This window comes from Halomonas sp. MCCC 1A11062, from assembly GCF_021404355.1.
Lineage (GTDB): Bacteria > Pseudomonadota > Gammaproteobacteria > Pseudomonadales > Halomonadaceae > Halomonas > Halomonas aerodenitrificans.
Map to the genome: position 1 here is coordinate 26507 of NZ_JABFTW010000024.1, position 16919 is coordinate 43425.

Here is a 16919-nt window from a genome sequence, read left to right on the forward strand (position 1 = left end):
GGGGTGGTTAAGGCACTTAACTCTGTGATACAACAACATCAAAAGGTTTGCCTCTTGTTGGCAAACTATAAAAAATCAAGAGGCAAAAGGTATGTCTACTCAACGAAATTTTAGAAAGTTCCACGATGCAATAAAATTAAGCCGTGAGGATAGCAAATACAGAGATGCTAGAGAAAAAGATGACAGCATCTGCGCTGCTCTAAAAGAAAAATTTAAAGAAGCTGGCCACCCAGTCGTAGAAACCTTTATACAAGGTTCACTAAAGACTTCTACAACGATCAAACACCCAAAAAACGATTTTGACATTGACCGAGCGCTAGTAATTGATGCGTCTACTGCACCGGCAGACCCTGTCGAAGTAAAGAAATTGGTGTGCAGTGTTTTGGAAAAACGTGGCTTCAAGAACGCAAAAATAAAGATGCCGTGCGTAACCGCAGACTATGCTAACCTGAACCTTCATGTTGATATCGTTGTGTATAGGAGAAATGGCGACAGCTATGAGCTGGCGGTAGGTAAGCGTAACTCAGGCGATGCTGTAAAAGTGTGGTCGCCATCTGACCCGAAAGGACTTATCGACAACATCAATGATAAATCTGCTTACATTGGCTCAAGTGAAGATAAGCTGAGTCAGTATAAGCGCCTGGTTCGCTACATGAAGCGTTGGCGCGATGAAAAATTTGAAGATGCTGCGAGGAAGAAAGTCTATTCAATTGGAATCACTGTTATGTTGAAGGAACAGTTTAAACCGGCAATGGACAAGGAAGGGAAGCCAAACGATCTTCAAGCACTGCGTGACACAGTAGCGGCTATCCTTAATGGGGGGTATTTTAAAGAGCTGCCTGATGGCAATTATCGGGTCAAAGTTAACCTGCCTGTTACACCTTACAGGGATATATTTGACAACAGTGGTGTAAAGACTGGGACGCAGTTCTGGAATAAGCTGAATGTAATGTTGCGGAAGCTAGATAATGCACTAACAGAAGAGTCGTTGAAAAAGCAATGCGACATACTGAGAGAACTGTTGGGTGACGATTTTGAGACCGCTGAGGAGTCTAATAGAAACGAAGCTGCCAAGGTGGCATATAGCTGTGCGGGCTCGGTTGGGACGTCACAGGGAGCGTGATGTTGGAAAACCAAGTCTATCAGTTTCTCACGGAGCAGGGATTCCAGTGTGATCCTTATGAGTTCTGTGGGAAAGCAACGGTAATTGTTTCACTCAGAATATCAGACCATGTTGTAAAGTTGTTGCTTGTCATGGAAGATCGGTTTTTATCATTGCCTAAATTTTTATTATTAGAGCCATCTAAGTTTGGCAAGCTAGCCCACGTAAATATTGCAAGCATCGAAGATACAGAATGCGGCGTAGTATGTGTTAATGCGCCCGAGTCAATCTCTGTGAACTTTGATCAGCCCTTATTGTTGCTTAAAGACTCACTTGAGCGCCATACAGAACTACTGGAGTTGGTGATAACAGATCCTGCGTGGAATGAAAGAGAGCTTTTAAGAGAATTTTATAGCAATTGGCTTTTTCTTTGCGATAAAGAAAAAAAACCTCTGCTGATCAATTTTAGTCAGCCAATTTTGCAAAGAGTAGATGTTTATGAGCCACTGGAGAAAGTGCCATATGGTCTACATAGCTATAACGTTGCACATCCATCAGACTCAGAAATTTCTGAGCTTAGTGAGATGCATTTCGCAACAAAGGGACTACAAAGGAAGCTGGCTGGCAAAGCCATTGTCATACCTATTGATAATTTGACACCAGCTCCGAACTCAAATGAACCAATTGAAGAGTGGTATCTCAATACAATTAATAGCTTGCCAGATGCAACATTGCGCCAGCTGTGTGGGAAATTTGGTCAGTGGAGAGATAAGCACTACTGGCTTGTCTTTACCGCAATTACTGTCGATGAGAACCGAACATGGTTCGCAATAAGACTCGACTGTGAAAAAAGGAGAACATTGCCTTTATCAACCGGCAATCTCAATAAGTGGAGGCTAACCCCTATCAGTGTAAGAGTGTTTAATCAGGAAAATGTCGTACAAAGAGGCGGTGGATCTACGTCGTTGGCTGATAAAAAAGTTGCTGTCGTAGGGATTGGATCGGTTGGTAGTGAAATTGTGCATAAGCTAGCTGCTGCGGGTATTAGGCATTTACACTTGGTTGATCCTGATTGCTATCAGATTGATAACCTTTATCGCCACGTACTTCCTCAAGCGTATATAGATATGCCAAAGGCAATAGGAATGGTACATCAATGTCATGCGCAGTTCCCTTGGTCTGACGCTCGCCACTCTTACAAATCTTTAATTGAGTTTTCTCAAAAGTACCCCCTCGATTTTTATGACCTAATTGTTATAGCTATTGGCAACCCTACTCATGAACGCTTTTTTAAACAGTATCTGTTAGACAACAATATTAATGTTACGACACTTAATTGCTGGCTTGAAGGGTATGGGGTAGGCGGCCATGCAGTGCTTGATGCCTGTGGAAAGGAAGGATGTTTATTGTGTGCCTATGTCGATCTTAATGATGGATCGCGGGGCTTGCAGTCAAATTTGAACTTCATAGAAGCGAATCAAGATGTGATGAAGAGTATTGCTGGATGTGGGAGCCAGTTTATTAATTATGGTGCAGTTAGTTCAGCGCAAACCGCCACTATGGCAGCTAGCCTAGCGATTCGCTATTTAGAAGGTAGGCAAGCAGATTCTTGCAAAGTGAGTTGGAAGGGAGATGATAATGATGTCCAGTCTGAAAATATAAAACTTACACATCGATATTACCATTTCAAAGAATCACTGAAAAGGCTTCCTTTGTTCAATGAGGACTGTGATGTCTGCAACCATTGAATATTTAAGCAAAGACAACGATATTATAGTATGGGTAACTAATGCGGTATTAGATAGCTGGCAAGCCTTGAAGCAAGATTCGAGAGGAAAACCTGAGGCATTTGGTGTGCTAATAGGGGGTCAAAATCATGATGCCTCACAATTTTGGATTGAGGCGTGTACGACACCATTAGCCGAGGACGGAGCAACACGAACGTCCTTTGCACTGAGAGATGCTCGTCATCAAGAGGTGGTCGACGATCATTTCAAAAAGTCCCAAGGGACATCGGGTTACCTTGGGACATGGCATTCTCACCCGGAGCCAAGACCTTGTCCGTCACATGTTGACCTAGAGGACTGGCGTGCTTGCTGCGCACGCAATCCAGATAGGAAACTCATCTTCGTTATAGTGGGCATAAGCCACTTCTGTATATATAACCGCGCAGGAAAAGATTTTGAGCGCATATGTGAGGAACCGTTATGAGCGAAGAAGTTGTAAATATTCATCAGGCGCAGCACGACCCATTAGAATCACATGAAAAAATGGACGAGTTTATTAATGCCATTGGCAAACTACCAAAATGGAGAGAGTGCGGCGTATTAACTGACGAATTAGCACATAACCAGCTCATTATCCTATCGAGTGATAGGCTGCGTGTCAGTCTGCGCCTCAACTTAGTTCTGAATGAGATTGAAGTAGCTTTAAACAAGCTAGGCATAGTCTGTAATGTTCACGTACGCCACATGCAAGGAAAACGTTTAGAAAGGGAAGATTTGGCTTCAATGGAGGCTGTACTCGCCGTTTGGAATGAGCATCAGGCTCAGTCAATGGATGTTTCAATAAAGGAGTTCCTAGTTTTTTTACGGGCATTATGGGGAAACCGAAAACTGAAGGGGAGAGGGAAGGTTTTTAGCAAAGGAACGCTGGAAAGGCTAGCGCGGGATAGCCACGGTTACTGCATGTTTGAGGGGTGTGGAGAACATCTCAACGTTGATGATCTTACTGGGTACTCAGGTAACTTTTCTTACAATGCTCACATCATTGCATCTTCAGAGTCCGGGCCTCGCGGGGTCCCGTATTTGTCAGATTATCAATCTGATAATCCAGAGAATGTGCTTGTTCTCTGTGACAAGCATCACCGACTAATCGATAAAGTTGCAGCTGTAGATTTTGATGCAGCTCGATTGTCTCAGATACGCTCAGGCTTCATGCATACCGTACAGTCTCTTTTAGAAGGACTTCGTTTTAAGCCAATGCCAGCTTTTTCTGTTTTGTGGCCAGTCGGCGGGCATATTGTCTCTGAACCTGATGACCGTGATATTGCTAATAGTATGTCTCGAATCAGAGCACGGTCTACTGGGAGACTGAATCGATTGAGTCACAATGAGCGCCATTACAGGAAACGCGCTGAAGTTTTCGAAAGAGACATGGCAGACATCATCAATGGTGAAGCAGAAGATATTATACAGCAAACTCAGAACGAATCTCACAAGGCTGCTTTGTTTGCATTCGGCCCCATGCCTGCTTTAGTTGGTTTAGGCGCTCGCTTGGGCAATAAGTGTGAGATCACTCCCATGCTACGATTTCGAGACGGTGGCTGCTGGATGTGGCCACAAGAATCCGGAGTGCCTAAACCCTACAGCATTACACTTGATGAGGGTGAACTTAATGGTAAAAGTGAAGTAACAATTTGTATTGCGATGACTCAGTATCCTGAGGCCATGAAGAAGACCGCAAAAAAAATAAGAATGCCTGTAATTGAAATAAAAGCATTAGAGTATGGAAATGCTGCTATTCCTCACCCTGAAAATGGTAAACAACTACGGGCTGACTTGCACGCATTGTTTCTAAGGCTGTACGATAAATTTTCTATCAGAAAAGTAAACTTACTCATCTGTGCATCCAACGCTGTGAGTGTGTTTGTTGGTCAAGCTGTCGATCTCTACCAACCTTCACTTTTAATCTATGATTTTGACGACGGGATCATGAAACCGCGTCTGTATATCACCTATCAAGAGAGCAGGCTGTGCCTAACATTACCAGCATAAAACAAAATATTGTAACGAATACTATTTAATCTATGGCAAATACTAGTGAACCTCCTGAAAAAGCACTAGGATTTGAGACAACAACAACAGAGCCACCAATCGGAAAGAGAGTCACGCCATTAGTCAGATCAGCTTTTCCGACGCCGAGTTTCAGAACAAAAATCGCAAGATCCGCCGCGAGAAGTTCCTGGAACGCATGGATCAGCTGATCCCTTGGACGAAGTTGGAGAAGAAGGTAGCTCGCTACTATCCCAAGGGCGAGAACGGTCGCCGGCCGTACCCGCCGCAGGTAATGCTGAGTGTTCGCCACATGCAATTGTTCAGTATATCGGCCACCGGAGTTGCCACCTAGTATTCCAAGTTAGGAAGACACTTAGAGCGCATGGCGTCTCCACATTAGCTGGCCGGTACTACGCCGCGTATAACAAATATACCACCGGACCTGTGCGAAAGGCTGCGCCTGCCGGTGAATTCAAACGTTATCAGCATTTCCTATATGTCCGCTTCTGGCAAAAAGAAAACACAAGCTAGGAAACCATCAACACCCTACTCCTTCACCAAAGATACTTCTCCCCCACCGCGACCCATCCTCAGGGCCGCAAAACACGCCGCCCATCTACAACACCTCTCCAAACAACATCGCCAACCGCTTGTGATGCAGTGCATCGGCGGTTGCGTCGTAGCTCGGAGCGTCCTTGGCGGTGAAGCCGTGGGCGGCGCCTTTGTAGAGTTCGGTGGTAAAGTGCACGCCGGCCTTGGCCAGGGCTTCGTCCAGGCGGGCGATCTGGTCGGGGGGTAGCAGTTCGTCCTTGTCGGCGTGACCGAGATAGACGCGTCCTTCGATGGTGCCGACCACGTGTACGAGGCTGTTCGGGTCATCGGCCGTGGCCAGGTTGGCCGAGTGGAAGCCGGCTGCAGCAGCAACACGGTCAGGGTGTTCGGCTGCCATGCGCAGCGCGAAGGCGCCGGTCATGCAGTAGCCCACCACGCCTATCTTGCCATCCGCGAACTCGGGCTCGTCATCGATGCATTTCAGCAGCGCGGCGAAGTCGCGGGACTGTGCTTCGGGTGTGAGCTGGCCGGCATAGCCGAACAGCGTCGGGCGCACGTCCGGGTCGCGGAAGGACTTGCCCTCCGGCACGACGGTGCCACGCGCACTGCGGTAGTAGACGTTGGGCATCAATACGGCGTAGCCGTGGTCCGCCACCTGCTGGGCCTTCTCGTGATAGCAGGGGCGCAGACCGCCGATATCGGTGAACAGTACCACGGCCGGCAGCGGGCCTTCGGTACGCTCGGGCGTGAACACATAAGCATCGATGGTGCCGTCGGCAGCGGGGATTTCGATGGCGCGAGACATGAGCGAGCTCCGGTTGTCGATGGCGAATGGATGACGTCAGGGCGAATGTGGCAAAGGAACCGATTTTGGCCAGCTTGAGTACCTTAGCCTATTTTGATTGAGGTGTTGGATACACGGCTGCCGTGCCGCCACAACAAGCATGCCGCCATAACAAGCATAGGGAGAGGGTCATGAAGGCTGAAGAGTTGCGCTCCGTCCAGACGCCTCTGAAAGAGCGTTATCGCGAGGCACCGGATGCCGCTCTGATCACTCTGCGTGCGCAAGGGCGTCTTGGTGAAGGTGTCAGCTGCCGAATCGAGACCGGCAAAGCGCTCGTCGAGGCCGGGCTGCATCCCGCCACGGGCGGGAGCGGTCAGAGCGCGTGCTCCGGTGACATGCTGCTGGAAGCTTTGGTGGCCTGCGCTGGGGTAACGCTTAACGCCGTCGCCACGTCACTCGGCATCGAATTACGGGATGCCTCGCTCCAGGCGGAAGGCGATCTCGATTTTCGCGGAACCCTCGGGGTGTCAAAGGAAGTTCCCGTCGGCTTCCAGGCTATTCGGCTGCAAATCACCCTCGACACCGATGCCACGGAAGAGCAGCTCGATACTCTCTTGCGTTTGACGGAGCGGTACTGCGTTGTCTACCAAACGCTGGCACATCCCCCTGCTCTGTCGGTCGCTCGCAAGCCCGCAACGAGCTGAGCCCTGTACCTGACACCCAGCCACCCGTCGCCGCCGTTCATCGCCAGTCTGTCGATTCCCGAGCAGCTCGTTCGAATACTGGCTGAACAAACAAACCACGAGGAATCAGCACATGCGTAAAGTGATCGTTGGCGCGATGGTTTCCCTGGACGGTGTCATGCAGGCTCCCGGTGGGCCACAGGAAGATCCGACCGGCGGTTTCCGCTACGGCGGCTGGGTGGCACCACTGGTGGATGAAGTATTCGGCGAGGAGATCGACAAGCTGTTCGGTCAGCCCTTCGATCTGCTGCTCGGGCGCAAGACCTACGACATCTTCGCCGCCCACTGGCCCTATGCCGAGGAAGGACCGGACGACTCTATTGCCAAGACCTTCAACTCGATTACCAAGTACGTGGCGACCCGAAAAGGCCTGGAGCTGACCTGGAAAGACTCGGTGGCGCTGCGCGATGCAGCCACCGATGTTGCCAGACTGAGGCAGGAGGACGGACCGGCGCTGATCACCCAGGGCAGCACCGAATTGGTACACACCCTGCTTGCCAACGATCTCGTCGATGAACTCAAGTTGTTCATCTGCCCCGTGGTGCTGGGGAAAGGCAAGAAGCTGTTCGACGATGGCACAGCCCCGGCGGCATTCAAGCTCGCCGCCCAGCGGGTGTCACCCAACGGCTTGGTGATTGCCCATTATGAGCGCGAAGGTGCGGTGCAGACCGGCGACTTCGCCATGGATCCACCCACGGAGGCCGAAGTGGCACGGCGTGAGAAGATGCAACGGGAAGGCTAAGGCTGACCTCAACGCCGCGAGGCTCCACCGCGCTGAGCGCGCAAAAACTCCAGGAAGCGGTAGTCGTTGGCGTAGGCGACGTTGATGCGCATGGCGGTGCCGTCTATGCCATCCGGGCGCAGCGAGAAGATGGCGCCGGGAGCGATGAAGATGCCTTCCTCCGTGGCGCGTTTGGCCAGCTCCAGGGTGTTGATGCCGGCAGGCAGCCGTGCCCAGAGGTAGTAGCCACCGCCGGGCCCGCTGACATCGTCGATGCCCACCTCACGCAGGGCGCGGCGAGCGCTGGCGCTGGCCTTGGCTACCCGCTCGCGAAGCTGCACCAGATGGCGACGGTAACGGCCCCTCACGATCAGCTCGTGGATCACCGACTCGATGAAGGTCGAGGAGTTGACCACGGTGAGCATCTTGATGTCGGTGAGGGAGCGGATCAGCGCGCGGCTGCCGGCGATGTAACCCGAGCGCAACCCAGTGGAGAGCGTCTTGGAGAAGGTGCCCACGTAGATGACGTTCTCCAGCCCATCCAGCGCCGCCAGGTGGGCGCTCCCCTGGGGCAACAGGTCGGCGAACACGTCGTCTTCCACCAGCACAACACCGTACTGCTCGGCGATCTTCAGCACCTGGTGCATGTTGCTCAGCGACATGCTGGTGCCGGTGGGGTTGTGGGCGTTGGGTTGCAGGAAGAACAGCCGCGGCCGGTACTGACGCACCTTGCGCTCGAACTCCTCCAGGTCCAGCCCTTCCGAGGTGCGCGACACTCCCACCAGCTTGGCCCGCGCCAGGCGTAGCTTGCCGAAAAGCGGGTAGTAGCCCGGCGTTTCCACCATCACGCTGTCGCCGGCGTCGACGAAGTGGCGGATGATCAGATCGAAGGCGTGATTGGCGCCGAAGGTGAGTAGCACCTGCTCTGGAGCGGCATGAATGGAGCGACCCGCCAGCACCCGGGCGATGGCATCGCGTAGCGGCTCGAAGCCTTGCGGCATGCCATATTCGAAGTGCGTTTCGTCCTGCTCCGGTCCGCGCCGCTTGAGCGCCCGGGTGAGATCGAGGCCACCCATCCATGCTGCCGGGGCGCGACCGTCGCCGGCGCGCACGGCAAAGCTTCCCACCAGTTGCTCGCGCAGCAGCGAGACGCTGTCGATGGCTTCACTCAGGCTCTCGCGCTCCTCCCCAGTGGCCAGGGGGCGTGCCTGGGAGACGAAGAAGCCAGAGCCGTGGCGGGCTTGCAGGCGCCCCATGGCAACGAGCTGGTCGTAGGCGTCGATGATGGTGTTCTTGGCCACGCCGAACTGCCGCGCCGCCTCACGAATGGAGGCAACCTTGGCGCCCGGCGCCAGCCGCCCTTCGTCCATGGCCTTGAGCAGGGTTTCGGCGACCTGGCCGGATTTGGTCATGCCTACCTCATACGCAGCAAAACTGTACCCCTCATACTGAGGACACAGTACTTGGAACAATTTCCACTACTGTACCTTATTCTGTCTCCTCGTATTGCTGAAGCTGGCACAGCCGGCAACGGCTCATAACACCAATAACGACTCATCTGGAGTTTCGCATGCCAGCCAAAGACAGGGCTTTCCTGAATGTCTGGGACGATACGGTTTCGGGCAGGGATCTGCTCATCTCGCTTTCCATCGCTACGCTGCTCAGCCTGGGTGGCTTTCTGCTCGCACCGTGGCCGGCCCCCGGGCCGCTGGTGCTGGGCATTACCGGTGCCATCGTCGGTTTCTTCATCAGCGCGCTGCTGTTCCGTCCCAAGCGCCGCCTCGACATCGAAGGGGAGGCGTGAGCATGGACCCGATGATGCTGTTGCAGATGCTGATCGCCGCGCTCATCGCGGTGGTGGTCTATACCGCCATCGGCGTAGCGCCCGGTACCGATGAAACCGCCGTGCTGGCGCCCGTCACGCTGGCGCTGGTGGTGGCCGGCATTCCGCTACCGGTGGTGCTCTCCTTCTTCATGGCGGCCATCGTGGCCAAGAAGCTGACCGACTCGATTCCGGTATCGGTGGCGGGCATTCCCGGCGGCGTGATGTCAGCACCCATGGTAGAGCACGCCATGACGCTGAAGCGCGAAGGTCAGGCTACCCTGGCGATCCGCAAGATGGCCTCCGGCTCGGTGATCGGGACACTGGTCGCGGTGCCGATCAGCCTGTTCCTCGCCTTCCTGCTGACGCCGCTGGCCGACGTGCTGGGCCAGTATGCCAGCCAGATCTTCTTCTTCGGCGCTGTGTTCCTGGCACTGATGAGCCGCGAGAAGGTCATCAGCCTGGTCAGCATCGTGGTGCTGGCGGCGCTGATCCAGGCGCTGCGCCATTTCTACTGGGGCATGGGTGTGATTCCCGAGGGGCGAGTGGTGTTCATCTCGTTCTTCCTCGGCATCACCATCGGCCCGATGATGTTCAACCTGGCGCAGCTGCTGGTGAACCGCGAGCGCCAGGCGATGGCGGTGGCCGAGCCCAAGACCATCCAGATCTACAAGACAGAGGAGGAGCACCGGATACCCAACCCCTTCCGCATCCTGACGCGGCAGGAAACCACATCCGCCGCCGCCAGCTCGGTGCTGGGTTCGGTCACCTTCTTCATGAGCCCGGTGGGCATCACCATCTTCCTCGGCGAAGTGATGTCGAGCTGGGTGAAGGGCACCGTGGAGAAGGCCAGCCGTGCACTCTCCTCCATGGACGCCGTGACCAACGCCGCCTATATCGCCGGCATCCTGATCCCGCTGGCGGCGCTGGGCATTCCCATGAGTCCCATGGCCATCGGCCCGGGCAACGCCTTCTTCAATGCCCCGCCGGTGCTGACGCTGGAGCAGAACGCCCATCACCTGATGAGCTTCTCGGAGATTGCCATCGCCAGCATTCTCGGCGCCGCCGTCGCGCTGCTGATCACCTACCCCATCGCGGTGCGCTACGCGCGCCAGATCTGCGTCTTCGTGTTCCGCCACATTCCCCACGAGGCCTTCCTCGCCATGTTCTTCGCCCTGGTGATGCTGCTGGCGTACATGGATGCCGGGGTGATGGGCATTCTCGGCGTGATGGTGCTGGCCCTGGTGGCGGGTCTGCTGAACCGCTGGGGGGTGAACTACGGCGTGCAGTTCATGACGCTTTACGCCGCTCCGTGGCTGATGGGGCTGTTGGCCTGAGGTTCGGGCCCTTTTCTTCACATCGTCTCTTTCATCGCTTTTGACAGGTATCGACATGGCTCATAGCACTTCCCGAATCGCCGGCTTCTATCAGCTTTCGCCCAGTGAGCGACTTGCCAAGGTGGCCGAGATCGCCGGCCTCGACGACGCGGGCGTGGCGCATCTCGGCAACATGGGCAACCTCGAGCCGGAAACCGCCGATTCGATGATCGAAAACGTGATCGGCACCCTGAACATTCCGCTGGGTATCGCCACCAACCTGATCATCGACGGCGAGGAGCAACTGGTGCCGATGGCCACGGAGGAGTCCTCGGTAGTGGCGGCGGTGTGCAACGCGGCGCGCCAGTGTCGCGACTCCGGCGGCTTCGTCACCGATGCCGCTGAACCGGTGATGATCGCCCAGGTACAGCTCGTCGAGGTGCCTAACCCGGAGTTTGCGCGCCTCAAGCTGCTGGCGGCACGCGAAGAGATTCGCCGGATTTGCGATGCCACCGATCCGGTGCTGGTCAAGCATGGCGGCGGCTTTCGCGATCTCGAGGTGCGCGTGCTGGAGGACATGCTGATCGTGCACCTGCTGGTGGACGTGCGCGATGCCATGGGCGCCAACGCGGTGAACTCCATGGCCGAGGCGGTGGCGCCCTCGCTGGCGGAGTGGAGCGGCGGCAAAAGTCGGCTGCGCATTCTCTCCAACCTGGCGGATCGGCGGCTTATGCGAGCGCGAGCCACCTGGCGGCTGGACCAGATCGGTGGCGCGGAGGTGCGCGACGGCATGCTCTCGGCCTATCGCTTCGCCGATATGGATCCGTACCGGGCGGCCACCCACAACAAGGGCATCATGAACGGGGTGAGCGCCGTGGTGTTGGCCACTGGCAACGATACCCGCGCCGTGGAGGCCGGCGCTCATGCCTACGCCGCACGCACGGGGCGCTACCGCTCGCTGAGCCATTGGGAGATGGACGGCGAAGGTAATCTCACCGGCACGCTGGAGATACCGATGCCGGTCGGTCTGATCGGTGGTGCCACGCGGGCGCATCCCACCGCCCGCTACTGTCTGGAGATTCTCGGCGTGAACCAGGCCGAACGCCTGGGACGGATCATCGTGGCGGTGGGCCTGGCGCAGAACTTCGCCGCCATGAAAGCGCTGGCCACCACCGGTATTCAGAAGGGCCATATGGCGTTGCATGCCAAGAATATCGCCCTGATGGCCGGTGCCCAGGGCGATGAAGTGGCAATCATCGCCGAGCTGCTGGTGAAGCAAGGCAGCGTGCGGGTCGACGTTGCCGAAAGCGAACTGGCCAAGCTGCGCCAGCGCTGAGCCGTTCCTGATAGCAGCCTCTTGGACGCCCGGTGAGTTCAGCTCGCCGGGCGCTTTTCTTGAGTTGCGACATCCACTTCTCGCCCGTGCGACTTCCAGCGCAAGAAGCGGAGTTCCCTCGTCGCCTTGCTGCCCTAGGTTGGCTTCATTACCAACCGGAGTGCAGCGATGAAGACGATCAAACGAAGCATGGGGCTCACGCAGTGGGTGTTGTTGCTGGCCTTGTCGGTGCTGTGGGGCGGCTCCTTCTTTTTCGTCGGGGTGGCGGTCGCGGAGCTGGGGCCGCTCACCATCGTGGCGCTGCGCGTGGGGCTGGCGGCGCTGGCGCTGCATGTACTGATTCTGCTGCTGGGCCAGCGCATGCCGCGCGACCCGGGGCTGTGGATGGCCTTCTTCGGCATGGGCCTGCTCAACAACATGATTCCCTTCAGCCTGATTGCCTGGGGTCAGGGGCATATCGCCAGCGGCCTGGCGTCGATACTCAACGCCACCACACCCTTCTTCACCATCGTCGTGGCACACTTCCTGACCCGCGACGAGCCTCTCACCCCGGCGCGCCTTGCGGGCGTGGCAATCGGTTTTGCCGGCGTGGTGTATATGTTGGGTGCCGAGGTTCACGAAGGTGCCACCCGCCACTCGTGGGCGCAGCTTGCGGTGCTGGCCGGTGCGCTCTCCTATGCCTTTGCCGGGGTGTTCGGGCGGCGCTTTGGTGCACTGGGCTGCTCGCCCCTGGTGGCCGCCTGCGGGCAGGTCACGGCTTCAGCGCTGGTGCTCTTGCCTTTGGCGCTGCTGGTTGAGCGCTTCTGGCAGCAGCCCTGGCCGGGGCTGGATACCTGGGCGGCGGTGTTCGGCCTGGCGCTATTCTCCACCACGCTGGCCTACCTGATCTATTTCCGCCTGCTGGCAAGCGCAGGGGCGACCAACCTGCTGCTGGTCACGTTCCTGATTCCGGCCAGCGCCATCTTGCTGGGCATCTTGGTGCTGGGCGAGCGGCTGGAGTGGCGCCATCTGGCCGGCATGGGGCTGATCGGGCTTGGGCTTGCGGCCATCGACGGCAGGCCGTTATGGTGGTTTCGAAAAATGGCTTACGCTTACCGGAAAGCCAGGCGAGAGGGAGCGGGCCGATGAAGCTGTGTGCCGTGCAGTACGCCTCGACAACGGGCGATATCGAAGGGAACGTGGCACGCCACACCGAGTTCATCGAACTGGCGGCAGCGCACGAAGCCGAGCTGATCTTCTTCCCCGAGCTCTCGCTGACCGGCTATGAGCCGACGCTGGCCAAGGAACTTGCCACCCACCCGGAAGACCCGCGGCTGGAGGTATTCCAGCGCCTGAGCGACACCCATGAGATCGTGATCGGCGTGGGGCTGCCGCTGGTCACCTCGGCGAAACCACAGATCGGTATGGTGGTGTTTCAGCCCCACTCGGGGCGCCAGGCCTATGCCAAGCAACGACTGCATGACGATGAACTGCCCTACTTCTCCTCCGGCGAGAAGCCGATGCTGATCGAAACCCGCGAGCACCGACTGGCCGTGGCAATTTGCTACGAGTCGCTGCAGCCCGACCATGTCGCCACGGCGGCCAGCCTGGGGGCGGACGTCTACCTGGCCAGCGTGGCCAAGCTCGCACCGGGCATGGACGAAGCGCATGCCTACTACGCCACCTTCACCCGCTCTCACGCCATGACGATTCTGATGGCCAACTGCGTGGGGCCTTGCGACGGCGATGCCGGCGGGGGCCGCTCGGCGGCCTGGATCGACCGCGGCAAGCGTGTCGCCAGCCTGGACGGCGAACAGGAAGCCATGCTGATGCTCGACACGGCCACACTCAACGCCCGGGTGATGAGCCTGGCGGCACCGGCGGCCTGAACGCTTCCGCCTCTCCCTGCGGCTCGTTCGTCTCTCACCCTTTCAAGGCAAGGAACTCCCGAATGGTGACGCTGCTGCTGTTGGCCCTCGGCCTGGGGCTGTTGATCGTGGGTGCGGAGGGCCTGGTGCAAGGTGCGTCGCGCCTGGCGGCGCGATTGGGCATCCCTCCGCTGGTGATCGGCCTCACGGTGGTGGCGTTCGGCACCAGCGCTCCGGAGCTCGTGGTCAGCCTCAAGGCTGCTCTGGACGGTCAGGCGGGCATCGCCATGGGCAACGTGGTGGGCAGCAATATCTTCAACGTGCTGTTCATTCTCGGCGTCTCGGCGCTGATCGTGCCTCTGGCGGTGGCCCAGCAGCTGATCCGCCTGGATATTCCGCTGATGATCGTGCTTTCCCTGGTGGTGCTGGTGATGACACTGGACGGCAGCGTCGGCCGGCTCGACGGCGGGCTGCTGGTCCTTGGCCTGGTGGTCTACACCGTCTTCCTGCTTTGGCAGGGGAAACGCCAGGCGGCCAGCGACGAGCCGGCAGCCGACCGCGAGGCTCTGGCCCGCCCCGGATGGCATGATGCACTCTACGTCATCGGTGGGCTTGCCATGCTGGTGGCCGGCTCACGCCTGTTCGTCGACTCGGCCGTGATCATGGCCGGCTGGTTCGGGGTCAGCGATCAGGTGATCGGGCTGACCCTGGTGGCGGCAGGCACCTCGCTGCCCGAGGTCGTGACGTCGATCATTGCTGCCCTGCGGGGCCAGCGGGACATCGCCGTGGGCAACGTGGTGGGCAGCAACATCTTCAACCTGCTCGGCGTGCTGGGCATCACCGCCCTGATTGCCCCTGCCGGCATCGCCGTGACCCAAGCCATGCTCAGCCTCGACCTGCCGGTGATGGTCGCGGTAGCCATCGCCTGTTTGCCGATCTGCTTCACCGCCAGCGCCATCAATCGCTGGGAAGGGGCCGTGCTGCTGGGTTACTACGTGACCTATACCGCCTACCTGGTACTGGCTGCCACCCACCACGATGCGCTAGCCGGTTTCAGTACCCTGATGCTCTATTTCGTGCTGCCGATCACCGCCCTGACTCTGGCCGTGCTGGTCGTACCCGAGCTGCGCCGAAGAGCGAACGAGTAGCGCCTTACACTCAGCCCAGCATGTCCATGGCCGGCTTGGGGGAAACGCCCTGGGCCATGGCTGCCTCCCGCTCGACGGCCTTGGCCCGCTGAAAGGCCTCACGCTCCTGCAAGCGCTGCCAATAGGCTGCTACGGCAGGCTTGAAGCGCTCGTTCAGGCCGATGTAGCTGGCCAGCAGCAACGCATATCCCACCGAGACGTCGGCCGCGGTGAAGCGCCCGGCGCAGACGAACGCCTCTCGCTCCAGGCGCGACTCCAGAGTACGCAGGCGTGAGAGAAACCAGCGTGAGTAGTCCTCCACCACCTGGGGCGAACGGCGCTCCTCGGGCTCGAAGCGGCCATAGCGCAGCACCAGGGTCTGGGGGAAGGTCAGCGTCGCTTCGCCGAAGTGCAGGAAGTTGAGGTAGTCGCCGTAGGCGGGGTCGTCCGGCGTTACCTCGAGACCCGCCTGAGGATGGCGACCGGCGAGATACTGGCAGATGGCCGCCGATTCGGTCATCTCCACCCTGTCGTCGAACAGCGCCGGCACCGTTCCCAGCGGATTGATTTCGAGAAAGGCTTCATCGCGTACCCGGGGCGGGAAATCGTGCATCACCAGTTCATAGGGCACTCCGATCTCCTCGAGCAACCAAAGGGGACGAAACGAACGAGCGCTGACGCAGTGATGGAGTGTGATCATGGCGGCCTCCGGTCTGTCCTTGAACGTATTGGCTTTACAGGCACGAAGCGGCTGCGCGATGCTGAGCCGCCACTGCCAGGGAGCCCTTCAGATTGACACGCCAGACGCTCGAGAAGTATCAGGTCTTGGTCTATCTGGCGTTCATCGCCATGGGCCTGGCGCTGGGTAGCGCTTTGCCGCAGCGGGTCGGCGTGCTGGAAGCGTTGCTGTGGCCGTTGCTGGGGGCGCTGCTCTACGTGACCTTCACCCAGGTGCCGCTCACGCAGCTGCGCGCCGCCTGGCGCGATACGCGCTTTCTGGCCGCGGCGGTGGTCGGCAATTTCGTCCTGCTGCCGCTCATCGCCTGGGGGTTGGCGAACCTGTTCGTCACCGAGCCGGCGGTACGCCTGGGCCTGCTGCTGGTGCTGTTGGTGCCATGTACCGACTGGTTCATCACTTTCTCTCACTTGGGTGGCGGCAAGGCGCAGTACGCCATCGCCTTCGCCCCGGTGAGCCTGCTGTTGCAGCTTGCCCTGCTGCCTCTCTACCTCTGGCTGTTCCTCGACGAAAGCCTACGCCTCGCCCTGGTTCAGCGTGAGCTGCTGCTGGCCTTTGCCGGGCTGATTCTGCTGCCCTTGCTGCTGGCCTTCATTACCGAGAAGTGGGCTCAGGGAAACCTCACACGCGCAGCCATCATCGAGCGACTGGGCTGGCTACCGGTACCGCTGCTGGCACTGGTGGTATTCAGCATTGCCGCCACCCAGGTGAATGTCGTTGTCGGCTCCTTGCCGTTGCTCGGCGGGCTGTTACTGGCCTTCGTCGGCTTTCTGTTGCTGGCGGCCGCCTTGGCTCGGCTGTTGGCATCCATCTGGAAACTCCCCAACGCCCAGGGGCGGGTACTCGCCTTCAGCCTGGGTACACGCAACTCCTTCGTGGTGCTTCCCTTGGCCCTTTCCTTGCCCGCCGCCTACGAGCTGGCCGTGGTCGTCATCGTGTTCCAGTCGCTGGTGGAGCTGATCGGCATGGCATTCTTCCTGTGGTGGGTGCCACGCCGCCTATTCCCTACCGTAGGATGAAAACCATACGGCCTTGCTACGGAGCAGAACATCCGGAC

Annotated in this window: 15 protein-coding genes; 12 read left to right on the forward strand and 3 right to left on the reverse strand. The window is 57.7% G+C overall.

What is annotated here, in order from left to right:
* Positions 1-91: 91 nt before the first annotated feature.
* From HOP58_RS19190 to HOP58_RS19200, 3 genes are all read left to right on the forward strand, one after another.
* Positions 92-1123, forward strand: a complete 1032-nt coding sequence (locus HOP58_RS19190) for a nucleotidyltransferase (RefSeq protein ID WP_234261237.1) — start codon at positions 92-94, stop codon at positions 1121-1123.
* A 2-nt stretch (positions 1124-1125) separates the two neighbouring features.
* The gene (locus tag HOP58_RS19195) at positions 1126-2850 is read left to right on the forward strand and encodes a ThiF family adenylyltransferase (protein WP_234261238.1); all 1725 of its coding nucleotides are present in this window, start codon (positions 1126-1128) and stop codon (positions 2848-2850) included.
* Between the two features lie 459 nt (positions 2851-3309).
* Positions 3310-4878: an SAVED domain-containing protein gene (locus tag HOP58_RS19200; protein ID WP_234261239.1), complete on the forward strand. Its 1569-nt coding sequence runs from the start codon at positions 3310-3312 to the stop codon at positions 4876-4878.
* Between the two features lie 616 nt (positions 4879-5494).
* Here HOP58_RS19200 and HOP58_RS19205 read toward each other — a convergent pair.
* Complete coding sequence (locus HOP58_RS19205; protein ID WP_234261240.1) at positions 5495-6235, reverse strand: dienelactone hydrolase family protein; 741 nt, start codon at positions 6233-6235, stop codon at positions 5495-5497.
* Positions 6236-6405: 170 nt separating this feature from the next.
* On the opposite strand from HOP58_RS19205, the gene HOP58_RS19210 reads away from it, so the two are divergent.
* Together HOP58_RS19210 and HOP58_RS19215 are read left to right on the forward strand one after the other, a co-directional pair.
* A complete protein-coding gene (locus HOP58_RS19210; protein WP_234252590.1) occupies positions 6406-6918 on the forward strand; it encodes an OsmC family protein in 513 nt (170 codons plus the stop codon).
* A 112-nt stretch (positions 6919-7030) separates the two neighbouring features.
* Complete coding sequence (locus HOP58_RS19215) at positions 7031-7699, forward strand: dihydrofolate reductase family protein (RefSeq protein WP_234261241.1); 669 nt, start codon at positions 7031-7033, stop codon at positions 7697-7699.
* Between the two features lie 8 nt (positions 7700-7707).
* Here HOP58_RS19215 and HOP58_RS19220 read toward each other — a convergent pair whose 3' ends face one another.
* Positions 7708-9090 (reverse strand): PLP-dependent aminotransferase family protein, encoded by a 1383-nt coding sequence (locus HOP58_RS19220; protein ID WP_234261242.1) that lies wholly within the window; start codon positions 9088-9090, stop codon positions 7708-7710.
* Positions 9091-9248: 158 nt separating this feature from the next.
* On the opposite strand from HOP58_RS19220, the gene HOP58_RS19225 reads away from it, so the two are divergent.
* The 6 genes from HOP58_RS19225 (at position 9249) to HOP58_RS19250 (ending at position 15147) form a co-directional block, all read left to right on the forward strand.
* Positions 9249-9482: a hypothetical protein gene (locus HOP58_RS19225; RefSeq protein ID WP_234261243.1), complete on the forward strand. Its 234-nt coding sequence runs from the start codon at positions 9249-9251 to the stop codon at positions 9480-9482.
* Positions 9483-9484: 2 nt separating this feature from the next.
* Entirely contained in the window at positions 9485-10837 is a 1353-nt protein-coding gene (locus tag HOP58_RS19230; RefSeq protein WP_234261244.1) for a tripartite tricarboxylate transporter permease, read from the forward strand.
* Positions 10838-10892: 55 nt separating this feature from the next.
* Positions 10893-12152 (forward strand): hydroxymethylglutaryl-CoA reductase, degradative, encoded by a 1260-nt coding sequence (locus HOP58_RS19235; protein ID WP_234261245.1) that lies wholly within the window; start codon positions 10893-10895, stop codon positions 12150-12152.
* 168 nt (positions 12153-12320) lie between these two features.
* Positions 12321-13280 carry a DMT family transporter gene (locus tag HOP58_RS19240; RefSeq protein ID WP_234261246.1) on the forward strand — a complete coding sequence of 320 codons (960 nt, stop codon included), beginning with the start codon at positions 12321-12323 and terminating at the stop codon, positions 13278-13280.
* A complete protein-coding gene (locus tag HOP58_RS19245; RefSeq protein ID WP_234261247.1) occupies positions 13277-14020 on the forward strand; it encodes a carbon-nitrogen hydrolase family protein in 744 nt (247 codons plus the stop codon). The genes HOP58_RS19240 and HOP58_RS19245 overlap by 4 nt, the downstream gene beginning before the upstream one ends.
* 62 nt (positions 14021-14082) lie before the next feature.
* The gene (locus HOP58_RS19250; protein ID WP_086511062.1) at positions 14083-15147 is read left to right on the forward strand and encodes a calcium/sodium antiporter; all 1065 of its coding nucleotides are present in this window, start codon (positions 14083-14085) and stop codon (positions 15145-15147) included.
* 10 nt (positions 15148-15157) lie between these two features.
* On the opposite strand, the gene HOP58_RS19255 is transcribed toward HOP58_RS19250, so the two are convergent.
* Positions 15158-15826, reverse strand: a complete 669-nt coding sequence (locus tag HOP58_RS19255) for a glutathione S-transferase family protein (protein ID WP_234261248.1) — start codon at positions 15824-15826, stop codon at positions 15158-15160.
* Positions 15827-15918: 92 nt separating this feature from the next.
* Between HOP58_RS19255 and HOP58_RS19260 the strand changes: the two genes are divergently transcribed.
* Complete coding sequence (locus tag HOP58_RS19260; protein ID WP_234261249.1) at positions 15919-16881, forward strand: arsenic resistance protein; 963 nt, start codon at positions 15919-15921, stop codon at positions 16879-16881.
* Positions 16882-16919: the final 38 nt, after the last annotated feature.